Here is an 11,993-nt window from a genome sequence, read left to right as displayed (position 1 = left end):
GTCAACTTTCCTGATACTTGTCCCTACAGTTTAGAAGAACTGCTCGCTCCTAATTGGCTACCACCTTACAAATAAAGGAGATAAAAAATGACTGTTATTCCCGACTTAAAAACTCTCTACGAAATTGATGATTCTCTCTGGCTAGAAGAAACTATAGAGCTGCTCAAGGCTAAAAATTTTGACGCTTTAGATTTAGACAATTTAATCGAGGAGTTAGAAGATTTGGGAAACGAAAAAAAGTTTCGTGTTGCTAGTTTATTAGAGCAAATTATTAGACATTGTTTACTGCTACAATTTTGGACAGTCAAGAGAAAATATAATCGTAGTCATTGGCGTTCAGAAATCGTCAATTTCAAAAACCAGATCGACACTTATTTAACTACTAATCTCCGCAATTATCTCACTAAAGAATTACCTCGTATTTACCAGAAAGCCTTAAATTATGTTAGAGAAAAAACCGATAATCAAGTTAGTTTTCCTGGGCAATGTCCCTACAGTTTAGAAAATCTCCTTGATCTCGATTGGTTTCCTCCAGAAAATGAATAAAGGAAAAAACGAAATGCTGAAAAAGTTTCTACGTTGGCTGATTATTGGGGGAACCTTATTTTTTGTTCTCAGTAACCTTAAAAATAACTGGGATAACGTCACCTCAGTTAGAATTGAAAATCATGGCTGGTTATTTCTTTTCTTGGCACTTGTAACCACCGTTATCGCTCAAATTTGGGCAGGATGGGTGTGGACATGGATACTCAAAAGCTATCAACAACCGATTAAAACCTCCGCAGGAATTGGCATCTATATGATTACCAATTTAGGAAAATATCTACCCGGTAATATCGGTCACTTTTATGCTCGCATCGTGGCAATTAATAAAGCAGGAAGTGATTGGGGAACCGCTAGTTTAAGCGTTTTATTAGAACTTTTATTGCTGGTATGTGCAGCCTTAGCCATAGCAGTTATTGGTAGTGGTTTAGGTTGGATGAAATCTAGCTCAAGTCTAGGGATACAGATATTAGTTTTAGGATTAATTTTAATCGGCATTCATCCCAAATTTTTAAATTATCCTCTGAAAATCCTTAGCCAAAAGAAAAAGATTGCTCAAGAACCGGTTTATCTAACTAAATATCCTCTTGTACCTCTCCTGGGTGAAACTGGATTTTTATTGTGGCGCGGTGCGGGTTTTATTTTAGCTTGGATGGTATTAAAAATGATTACCCCCGCTCAGATTTTACCCCTCTTAGGAACCTTTAGTTTTGCTTGGTTATTGGGTTTAGTTGTCCCCGGAGCGCCGGGGGGATTAGGAGTTTTTGAAGCTACAGTGATCGCACTTTTAGACACAGAAAAATTTCCCGCCGCTAACGTACTTGTCACCGTTGCTATCTATCGTTTAATTAGCATTCTCTCCGAAGTCATTGCCGCCGGAATCGGGACAAAATTAGTTAAAGATAAAGCCAAGTTTTTGGGTTAGCTTAAGGATATTAGTCGGGTGTGTTAGCCCAATGTAACGCACCCAGAAGAAAAGTTTTGATCATTGTTAACCGAAGATAATTTTCTCAACTCCTAACATCTATCTCCTCACTCCTAAATTCTGATGTAACATAGGATCAATAATCAGCAAAAATATGGATACTCCCACCTAGAGAGGCCGAAAAAATGACGATTGCCAAAAGCGACGAAACTGCCACCTCTCCGGCACTGATAGAAGAAGATTTCGAGGACTTCTGGGAACCCACCCCACCCCCCACAGACTTAATTTTTGATGATGGTGAACCCTTGGCAAGCAACCGACACCGCATTGCCATGAATGTCTTGATTCGCTCCCTACACCAGGGTTACGGCGAACGAGACGACTTCTACACCGGTGGCAATATGTTTATTTATTTCAGCCGTGAACAAGCCAAAAATCGCGATTTTCGCGGGCCCGATTTCTTCGCTGTCCTCAATGTCGATGGCAAGAGAGAGCGACAGGGTTGGGTAATTTGGGAAGAAGAGGGACGTTATCCTGACGTTATCGTGGAATTAACCTCTCCTAGTACCGCCAAGACCGATAAAGTGCGAAAAAAGGCAATTTATGAGGGAACCTTCCGCACACCAGATTATTTCATCTACGATCCTTTTGATGCCAATTCTTTACAAGGATGGCATTTAGGGTCTGACCAACGCTACCATTCTTTAGAACGAAACGAGCGCGGCTGGTTATGGTGTGAAACTTTAGGCTATTGGTTGGGGACTTGGGAGGGGACTATTGACCGAGAAACGGCAATTTGGGCGAGATTTTATGACCCGGAAGGCAATTTAATCCCCTTGCCGGAAGAAGCGGCCCAGGAGCAAGCGGCTGCGGCCCAGGAGCAAGCAGCTGCAGCCCAGGAGCAGGCAGCCGCAGCACAGGAGCAATTAAATGTTACTCAGCAAGCTCTGGAAGCGGAAAGACAGCGTTCTCAACAGATGGCGGCTCGTTTGCGAGAAATGGGGATAGAGCTATAGTATAGCTGTATTTGTTTAGGTGAGGAGGTAAACTGCTCCTGTTCCTCCTCGTTCAAAGTCGGTTAATTTCTCCTTTCACAGTTGAGGGAGCCTGCAATCCCAGTGTATTTGAAATCTAGCTCGACACCTGTTTGCTGCTGTGATTACCTTTTGGCCAGTGGGTAATTATTGATCAGAGTTTTCTTTTATTCTTCCTTAAACAGTAAACAGTAAACAGTAAACAATGAACTGAAAACTAAAATCTGATACCTGTCTCGGAGTCTCAACTAGGAAATTTATTTGGCACGACTACTTGTATGTCTAATCTATCTTTGGGCGCACAACCCCCCCTCGAATTTATCCCCCCTGACCTTAATCCCTTGCTTTTAAAGGGATGTCAAATCTTTTTACCTCTCTGGTTACAAACTAAAACCAATTTAAGAGAAATTTCCGCCGCCAATCTAGAAACTTTAATCACATTTTATCAAAAAAGTCAAGAGAAAAAAGTCCGTTTACTGCTTGCTTTTCGTCATCCCAGTATTAACGATCCCTACTGTATGGCCTATCTTTTGTGGAAATTAGTACCCAAAAAAGCCCAAGAGTTAGGAATAAAATTACCAGCACCGATTCACGCTCATTTTATGTACGATCGAGGTATTCCTTTATGGGCTGGAGAAAGGGTAGGATGGTTATATTCTAAGTTAGGTGGCACACCAATTCAACGGGGAAAAGCCGATTTAATCGGATTGCGTTCGGCTCGTCGTTTATTATTAGAAGGAGATTATCCTTTAGCCGCTGCTCCAGAAGGGGCAACTAACGGACATAATGAGCTTGTCAGTGCTATTGAGCCGGGTATTTCTCAATTGGCTTTTTGGGGTGTGGATGATGTCAGAAAAGCTAAACAACAGCAGGAAGTAATTATTTTACCTATTGGTATTCAGTATTTTTATCTGACTCCAGTGTGGCAAGAAATCGAGCAAATTTTAACTAATTTAGAAACCGATAGCGGTTTACAACCAATCCCGAATTCATCCCTAGAAGAAAAGGTTTTATACGAGCGTCTTTTTCGGTTAGGAGAAAGATTATTATCCTTAATGGAGGATTTTTATCGAGATTTCTACTATCAATCTTTGCCGGTAGTGCCTGCCAATGGTGATGATCCGAACGAAACCCTAGCCAAACGTTTAGCCAATTTATTAGATGTGGCCTTACAAACCGTAGAAAAGTATTTTAATGTTTCTCCTAATGGTAATGTGATCGATCGCTGTCGTCGTTTAGAACAAGCAGGATGGGAACGCATTTATCGCCAAGAATTAAAACCCACTCATTCTATTTCTCCCCTTGAATTAGGATTAGCTGATCGCCTGGCCGATGAAGCTAATTTAAAAATGTGGCACATGAGAATTGTCGAAAGTTTCGTGTCAGTAACCGGTTATTATGTAAAAGAAAACCCCACCGTAGAAAGATTCGCAGAGACAATTTTATTGCTCTGGGATTTAGTGACAAGAATTAAGGGAGGTAATCCCTTTTTCCGTCCCCAAATTGGTCAACAAAAAGCGATAATAACTATCGGTAAGCCTATTTGCGTATCCGAGCGCTATGGCGATTATAAAAGCGATCGACGCTCGGCCGTAGCACAATTAACCCAAGATTTACAAACCAGTTTAGAAAGTTTAATTATTCATCAGTAGATAATTAGGGTTTACTGAAAAAGTCTGTTGGTGGAGTCAGTTATCAGTTATCAGTTATCAGTTCACTGAGAAAACCCCCCACTCCCCTAGGGTTAATTCATAGTAGGGTTAATTCATAGTAGGGTTAATTCATAGTAGGGTTGATTCATGAATCAACCCTACCCACTCCCCACTTCCCACTTCCCCGGGAAAAACTTTTTCACCTAGCTCTAGTATAGGAGATAGTACGGGAATCTGGAAAAACTCAATACCGAAAACCCTACCCCAGTCAGAGAATCTTTTATCTATCCTAAAAGTGTAGAGATAAATCAAAATCTCTAGCGTCAAGAAAACTGCGGAGGTGAATTATATGGCACTTATACGTTGGGAACCTTTCAGAGAAGTAGAAAGCCTACAAAAAGAAATGAATCGCTTGTTTGACCGTCTTGTGCCGACTGATGTAGGCAATGGCGAAAAAATGGGGTTATCCTTCATCCCAGCGGCGGAAATTACCGAAACGCCAGAGGCAGTTCAGCTTAAACTGGAAATACCTGGTATGGAAGCCAAAGACCTCAACGTGGAAGTAACAGCCGATAGTCTGACCATTAATGGTGAAAGAAAATCGGAAATTAAAACCGAAGAGGAAGGATTTACCCGCACTGAATTCCGTTATGGTAAATTCCATCGGGTTATTCCTCTACCGGTCCGGGTTGATAACACTAACGTGATCGCTGAATACAAAGATGGCATTCTCAATCTCACCCTCCCGAAAGCGGAAGAAGAAAAAAATAAAGTGGTGAAAGTGTCCATCAGTCCTGCCATTGCTCAATAAGGTAGCACTCATTGTCTGGTCTTAAGCGAAAAGGCTAACCTAGTCTGATTAAACCGAAGCGGGAGTATGAAACTATACTTCCGCTTTTAACTTCTTAACCTTTTAATTTAAAACTTCTAACACTGCTTGGGGTGATAATTTATCTTTAAACCAGATAACCTGAGCGGGTAGATTTTGAAATTTAACTCCAGCTTTTTCTAGATTTAACCGTTCCGATACGGCTAAAATTAGATTATTTGCTTGGGCCGATTTAACCTGTAAAAATTTCTTTTGTAGGTATTCTGGTCGCCAATAACCAACAATTTCGAGGAGAAAAACGCGACCATCGGGATGTACTAAACGGAAGTCGGGAATCATCACTCCTCCGGGTAAAGGCACTAAATCCACTTCCCTTTCTAACTGCCATTCAGTTTTTAACTGTAACCAACGTTTAGCGAAAGATTCCTCTAACATACTATCGTAGGGTTTACCCGGGGAATAGTGGGACACCAGACCACAGTTATCCTCTAAATTGAACTGTTGTTTTTTAATAGTTCCTGTATAGGAATCTTTGTACTGTAATTGTGCCTTCAGATTCCAGTGAGTAACATGGAGTAAGGCAGGAATTAATTTAGCGATTTCAATGCCATAACGACTGTTAGCTTTAAATAAACTGGTGGGACCATCGATAGTAATAGTGAATCCCGTGTCGGCATCCCCTTCGATATAAGTCATTAAACGAAATAGTTTTAGATAGCGAAAGAGATATTTATATTCCCCCGGATCGTTGCGGTGGACGTTGATGATTAAATAACTGGCCCGATAAAAAATACCTTGAATTTGCGAGAGGTTAAAACGATGAATTAGGTTTTCGGGGGTGGGAGCATCAAATTGAGTCAGAATTTTATTCTCTGCTAAATCAGCATAGAGTCCTTTTTCTAGAGCCACTGGAAAAATTTCTTGATTTAATTCTTGGCTGAGTTGCTGGGCAATTGTTTGAAGAATTAGCGATCGATTTTGGGGAATCGGAACAAAGTTGGCTGCTTGTTCAAAAACTCTTTTTCTTAATTCCTGCGGTTCTAAGGGACTAATAATCTCAAAGGTGGCAAAATGATTGGTTAATAGGTGAGCAAATCCCCGTTTAATTTTATAATCGGGACTGTCTCCCTCCAAGATTAGGAGTTTTTGGCTTAATTCTCCCTTAGTTTGACCGATACTTTCCTGAAAACAGGTGATTTGTTCTTTAGCGATCGCCAGATAATCGGCAGCGATCGGTAAGCGTTTGGGAATAATTGTCTCGCCATTTTGACGGGAAATCAATAAATCGGTCGGCAACATGGCAAGCTAGAGAAGAATAATCAGATGGGGAAAGGTGGAACGACAAGGAAAGGTCGAAACCCCAAAAATCCCCCGCTTCTAACTATTTTGGTCGAGATAACGCTCTAAATCCTCGATCACACGGGTTAATTCTGCTTCTGTGGTTAAGCGTAGGCGATCATCGCGAACCGTTAACAAAACTTTAGCAGAAAAAGGACTCGGATAAATATTGGGATTACAAAACACTTCCAGAAACACATCACCAGTGTGCTGATATTCCAGAGGTTTTTGGGGTTGGGGTTTACCCCCACTAGAGGCATTACTGGCGATCGCTTTTAGGCGATCAAGTAAAATATTAATTTCCCTTTGCAAATCTAGGGCAGCACTGGGACTGAAACGAAAAGTAACGGAACCTTGCAAGAGATTAAGAGTTAAAGGAATCATGGAAAAATTTGGTCTGAAACCCCGCCGTTTTAGGTTGGCTTTACTGTTAAATAGTAGCACATTGACACGATATATGCTAGAATGAGAGCAGAGCTTACGCAAATATCAGTCTAACACAGAACAAAATCAGCCTCATTTAAGTGGAAGCAAGTGTAGAGTTTTAACTCAGATTTAAAGGTTAACATCCTTGATTAAACCTCTTGCATAATTAATTTTCGAGGGTTCAAAAACGGCAAAAATAAGGATTAAATTGCCTAAAATATGTTCAAGATACCATTTAATTAATTATTATTCATTCTTAATTATCCTGACTACTGACTACTGGCTACTGACTACTAACCCTAACAACAATTTTTGATTTTTACAAGAGGTCTATACTTTTAACTCTTTTTCTAACTATCTCTGGTAATTCAATAATCATTGTTATCTCCCATTAACCTAAATAGCAATTATCTAAAATCCTTATTCATCCCCTAAATAAGCTTCAATCACCGCGGGATTCTCCCTGACTGTGGACGGATCTCCCAAAGCGATTAACTTACCGAAATCTAACACGGCAATGCGATCGCATAATCCCATCACTAAAGGCACATGATGTTCGATTAACAGGACAGTTAAATCCTCTGAATTATCACGAATTTGTCGAATTAGCTGACTTAATGCCCCCTTTTCGCTGGGATTCATCCCGGCTGCCGGTTCATCGAGCAGTAATAACTGGGGTTGCAAAGCTAAAGCGCGGGCAATTTCCAAGCGTCTTTGATCACCATAGGCTAAATTACGGGCTTTCCGATTGCTTTGGTCGGTTAATCCGACTAAATCTAATAATTCCCCCGCTCTTTTGTAGGTTTTTTCCTCTTCCCTTCTCGAAACTGGTAAACCCAACATTCCTGTCCAGAGATTGGAGCTATTGTGAAGATGACCAGCGATCGCTACATTTTCTAAAGCCGATAATTCGCCAAATAAGCGCAAATTCTGGAAAGTACGGGCAATTCCTGCCTGAGCGATCTGGTGAGGACGATAATTCGCCAGACTGTAGCCTTGATAAATTAAATCACCACTCGATAGGGGAATTAAACCGGTGATCAGATTAAATAAAGTCGTTTTTCCCGCCCCGTTGGGTCCAATTAAGCCAAAAATCTCCTTTTTTTGTACCTGAAAGGAAACCCCATCGACAGCGACTAATCCCCCAAATCGACGGGTGGCTCCCCGCACTTCTAATAAATTTGCTTGCATCCTTGTTAATAGGTTAAATTAGTCGATTTTACTCGATCAAGACGATTGCAAGTAAGCATTGCACCGACCAACCAAAAAAAGATATTTCTCAGGAGATTTACCCTGAAAGAATCAGTTGTAGAGATTTATCGGGCAATTATTTTGATCAGGAAATATTCTACACAATCCCCACCAGATAAGCAAGACGGCTCACCACTACTAGCGAATCACTACCCATAACGAAAAACTGCCATAATTGCAGAAATGTCCTCATCTAGCCAAAAGGCGATCGCTATTGATGAAAAATGACGCTAAAATTATCGATCTCGTCATCCGGCTGTTTTTTCTCGGCCTGTTGTTATTTGCCGGTTTTACCCTGCTGCGTCCCTTCCTAACCATGATCCTCTGGGGAGCAATTCTAGCGATCGCTTGGTATCCGATCTTTCTCTGGTTAAAAAAGCTGCTCGCTGGCCGGGCGAAACTGGCCACAGTTCTCCTCACCCTACTTTGTCTAGGGATTATTATCGGTCCGGTGAGTGGCATTGCAGCGGTTCTGGCGGGTAATCTGCGAACGATGGCCGAATATATCGATACCGGTGCGGCGGTGATTCCCCCTCCCCCCGCCGATGTGGCCACCTGGCCGCTGGTCGGCGAAAGGATTGCCAGTCTCTGGCAGCAGGCATCAAATAACACGGGTCAATTTCTTCAGCGCTTCGAGCCGCAATTAAAAGAACTGGGGAAAATCTCCCTTTCCCTAGCCACCAGTACCGGTCTGACGGTGCTGAAATTTATCGCCTCGATTCTGATTGCGGCAGCCCTCACCCTCTCGGCTAAAAATCTGACTCACCTGATGAACCGGTTAGCGGAAAAGATCGCCCCGGGTCGAGGCATCGCGCTGGCCAGTCTGACCGCCTCCACCGTCCGCAATGTTAGCCGCGGTATTATTGGCGTTGCCATTATCCAGAGTCTTTTGATCGGCATCGGTTTAGTGACGGTGGGAACGCCTGCGGCCGGTTTATTAACTCTCCTCACCCTAATTTTGGGCATTCTCCAAATTGGCCCCGGTTTGATTGTCTTGGGGGCGCTCATTCACGCTTGGGTAACACTACCCCATTCCACCGCCCTATTATTTACCATCTGGATGATTCCCGCCACCTTGGTGGATAATTTCCTCAAACCGATCTTAATGGGGCGCGGTCTGCCCATTCCCATGGTGGTGATTCTGCTAGGGGTGTTCGGGGGAGTGATCGCCTACGGGATTATCGGTTTGTTCGTCGGACCGGTTCTGCTCGGTCTCTGCTACGAGTTAGTCAGGGCTTGGATTGGCGAGGATAGCCCCGAACCAGTGGCCAATAGCCATGATCAGTCAGTCTAAAGGCCGATATATCTAGGGTATGCTGAATATTACTGGAAGCCTTACTAGAAAACGGTTTTGGCACTTTTTTGACTAAAAAAGTGCCAGAAACAAACGTTGAGAAATCGATCCGAGGGACTCAAAATTCTTGCACTTTCCGGAGGCGATTGCAAAGGGTTCCGCTTCCCAGTGCGCGAGGTCATTCTGTTATTCTGACTTCCCCGACTGACGACCGACGACCGGCTACCGACTCCTAACCCCACCAACAAACTTTTTGCCGCAAACCCTAAATAAATTTTTACCTTAATCTTTCCAGGGAACTTAGGAAAAAAGATTAATTTAGCCACGGTTCGGGTTAAGCAGATTGAGGTAAAAGTCGGTTCATCTAAAGGGAAGATTTCTTCGGTTAGTGACAGTAAGCAATCAAACAGCAGAAAACGTTAAAGCAAAAATTAACCAGACTGAAGTGAGGAGAATGTTCAATTTAATAAATAGGTAGTGATTTGAATATGGTTGTTGGTTTATTGTAAGAAGATAAAGGTGTATATTGGGCTAAGAATTAATAAAAAAACAAGGAAAGTTATTGATTTATATTTAAGAGATTTAATTCGTCAATCAGTTCAAAACTTACTATAAATTTTACCAGTTTTTGAGCAAAAACTTATTTTTTTACTCCCAAACATTGCCAATTTATCGGCTCTTATCAACTTGGTGTATTTATTGGTGCTTATTATTTATATAAGTCTTGGTAGGTAAAGTTTTAAAGACTATATTTTTGAAAATTATTCCTATTCTTCTCCCTTCCACACAGAAACGATAAGAGCCGATTTATCCACTTAATTATCCTTTCTATAATTGGGCTACAGTTTTTGAAAAATAGTCTGAGTATTTCCTCTGTTGATTGAGAAACCCTGACCGGGTAAGCTAAGACGCATTTACGCAACGCATTTTAACCGCGTCTCAACCAGCAATTTAAATGCACGGGCAGCTTAATACCTCTAGGTTTTTAATTATCAATAATACTGTTCTTATTGCGGTGACTAATCAGGCTCTTGGATAAATTAATTTAAGAAAAAATTTATTTTTTTCTTAAATTTGTCTATTTATAATCATAAGTAGATGAGAGATTTAGCCCTAAGGCAGAAAGGTTGGGCTTGTCTTTTTCCCTAACCATAAACAGAAAGAATTCAACAAACTTAAGTAATTGACCGATTAATTTTCGGACAATTAGGTAGGTAAAGTCATGAAGACAACACAAGTAAGTTCTGATTTATCTAGTACAAATATCACATCTCCAGCAGATTCTTTGGGTTTTGATGGAGCCTTCCCAATCAGGACTGATTTAACCGGTTCTGACGATTTAACTGTATCGAAGGAAACTTCTCCTTTAGGAGTCCTGAACTCTAACCCCTCCCCATCTACAATCTCCTCGGAGGCCCCCACGGTTCCAGTCTCCCCTGCTGCTACGGGTCAAGTAGCGTTTCCCGCTTCTCCCAGTATTGACTCTTCTGGTTATTCCACCAGTCCAGCGTCGAGTCTTGCCTCTGTAGCCACTGCTGCCCCCGTCACCTCAGAGCTAGAACCGGCAGCAACTAGCACCCTTGCCCCTTATGCTCCCAATCAACTGATTCTCAAGTTCAAGCAAGGGATCACCAGCGCCGAAGTTGCTCAGTTTCAGTCCCTCTTTGGTGCTGTCAGCACCCAGACGATTAAACTAACAGGGGCAGAGATTTGGAAGTTATCCGGGTCCCTCTCTGTGGAGAAGATTCTGGCACAATATCGCTCCAATCCGATTTTTGAATACATTGAACCCGACTATATTCGGACGGTGGGTGCATTTACTCCCCAGGCCACGTTCCCCAATGACCCTAGTTTTAATCAACTTTGGGGATTGCATAATACGGGTCAAAATGGCGGTACTCCCGATGCGGACATTGATGCCCCTGAAGCCTGGGATATTCAAAAAGGCAATCCTAATTTAGTGATTGGGGTTATTGATACGGGGGTGGACTACAATCACCAAGACCTAGTTGGCAATATCTGGACAAACCCAGGGGAGATTGCCAACGACGGCATTGACAACGATGGCAATGGCTACGTTGATGACATTCGCGGTTGGGACTTTGCCTACAACGACAATAACCCCAGTGATGTTTATGGTCACGGAACCCATGTTTCGGGAACCATTGCTGGCAAAGGAAATAATGGGGTAGGCGTGACGGGGGTGGCTTGGAATGCCAAAATCATGCCACTGAAGTTTTTGGATGATCAAGGATCAGGCTATACCTCCGATGCCATCTTGGCAATTAACTATGCCACAGCCAAAGGAGTTAAGCTCACCAATAACTCCTGGGGAGGTGGCGGTTATAGTCAAGCGCTCTACGATGCGATTAACGCAGCGGGTCAGGCGGGGGCTTTATTTATTGCGGCGGCTAGTAATGATGCAAAAAACACTGACACAAGCCCCTCCTATCCTGCCAGCTACAACCTAGCTAATATTATTTCCGTTGCTTCCACCACCCGCACCGATGCTCTCTCGTCGTTTTCCAACTATGGCTTAACCAGCGTAGATTTAGGTGCGCCTGGTTCAGAGATTTACAGCACCACTCCCAACAATACCTATGCCACCTATTCAGGGACATCCATGGCCAGTCCCCATGTGGCAGGGGCGGCGGCTTTGTTGTGGTCACAAAATCCTACCTGGACAGCCCAACAGGTGAAA

Annotated in this window: 10 protein-coding genes; 7 read left to right on the top strand and 3 right to left on the bottom strand. The window is 42.6% G+C overall.

Annotated features, from left to right (window positions below; translation table 11 throughout):
- The first annotated feature begins 87 nt into the window (after nucleotides 1-87).
- From O9334_RS01785 to O9334_RS01765, 5 genes are all read left to right on the top strand, one after another.
- Nucleotides 88-546, top strand: coding sequence for a DUF29 domain-containing protein (locus O9334_RS01785; RefSeq protein WP_287998869.1), 459 nt, complete (start codon nucleotides 88-90; stop codon nucleotides 544-546).
- Entirely contained in the window at nucleotides 539-1,468 is a 930-nt protein-coding gene (locus tag O9334_RS01780; RefSeq protein ID WP_045361657.1) for a lysylphosphatidylglycerol synthase transmembrane domain-containing protein, read from the top strand. Before O9334_RS01785 ends, O9334_RS01780 begins: the two co-directional genes overlap by 8 nt.
- Nucleotides 1,469-1,653: 185 nt before the next feature.
- Nucleotides 1,654-2,484, top strand: a complete 831-nt coding sequence (locus O9334_RS01775) for a Uma2 family endonuclease (protein WP_190381708.1) — start codon at nucleotides 1,654-1,656, stop codon at nucleotides 2,482-2,484.
- A 296-nt stretch (nucleotides 2,485-2,780) separates the two neighbouring features.
- Nucleotides 2,781-4,154, top strand: a complete 1,374-nt coding sequence (locus O9334_RS01770) for a 1-acyl-sn-glycerol-3-phosphate acyltransferase (protein WP_045361653.1) — start codon at nucleotides 2,781-2,783, stop codon at nucleotides 4,152-4,154.
- A 349-nt stretch (nucleotides 4,155-4,503) separates the two neighbouring features.
- Nucleotides 4,504-4,965 (top strand): Hsp20/alpha crystallin family protein, encoded by a 462-nt coding sequence (locus tag O9334_RS01765; protein WP_045361650.1) that lies wholly within the window; start codon nucleotides 4,504-4,506, stop codon nucleotides 4,963-4,965.
- 102 nt (nucleotides 4,966-5,067) lie between these two features.
- Here O9334_RS01765 and O9334_RS01760 read toward each other — a convergent pair whose 3' ends face one another.
- The 3 genes from O9334_RS01760 to O9334_RS01750 all read right to left on the bottom strand — a co-directional run bounded on the left by O9334_RS01760 (nucleotide 5,068) and on the right by O9334_RS01750 (nucleotide 7,938).
- On the bottom strand, nucleotides 5,068-6,282 hold the full coding sequence (locus O9334_RS01760) for a DUF790 family protein (RefSeq protein WP_045361647.1): 1,215 nt from the start codon (nucleotides 6,280-6,282) through the stop codon (nucleotides 5,068-5,070).
- Between the two features lie 78 nt (nucleotides 6,283-6,360).
- Nucleotides 6,361-6,705 carry a hypothetical protein gene (locus O9334_RS01755; RefSeq protein ID WP_061430783.1) on the bottom strand — a complete coding sequence of 115 codons (345 nt, stop codon included), beginning with the start codon at nucleotides 6,703-6,705 and terminating at the stop codon, nucleotides 6,361-6,363.
- Between the two features lie 462 nt (nucleotides 6,706-7,167).
- Nucleotides 7,168-7,938, bottom strand: coding sequence for an ABC transporter ATP-binding protein (locus tag O9334_RS01750; protein WP_287998855.1), 771 nt, complete (start codon nucleotides 7,936-7,938; stop codon nucleotides 7,168-7,170).
- Between the two features lie 277 nt (nucleotides 7,939-8,215).
- Here O9334_RS01750 and O9334_RS01745 point away from each other — a divergent pair, with 277 nt between their 5' ends.
- On the top strand, nucleotides 8,216-9,292 hold the full coding sequence (locus tag O9334_RS01745) for an AI-2E family transporter (protein WP_045361639.1): 1,077 nt from the start codon (nucleotides 8,216-8,218) through the stop codon (nucleotides 9,290-9,292).
- A gap of 1,222 nt (nucleotides 9,293-10,514) precedes the next feature.
- A partial coding sequence (locus O9334_RS01740) for a S8 family peptidase (RefSeq protein WP_287998851.1) occupies nucleotides 10,515-11,993 on the top strand: 1,479 nt, incomplete at its 3' end.

It is taken from the genome of Microcystis sp. LE19-8.1F (genome assembly GCF_027531715.1).
GTDB lineage: Bacteria > Cyanobacteriota > Cyanobacteriia > Cyanobacteriales > Microcystaceae > Microcystis > Microcystis wesenbergii_A.
The sequence above is the reverse complement of the archived record's forward strand: the minus strand, read 5'-3'. Positions and strand labels throughout refer to the sequence as shown.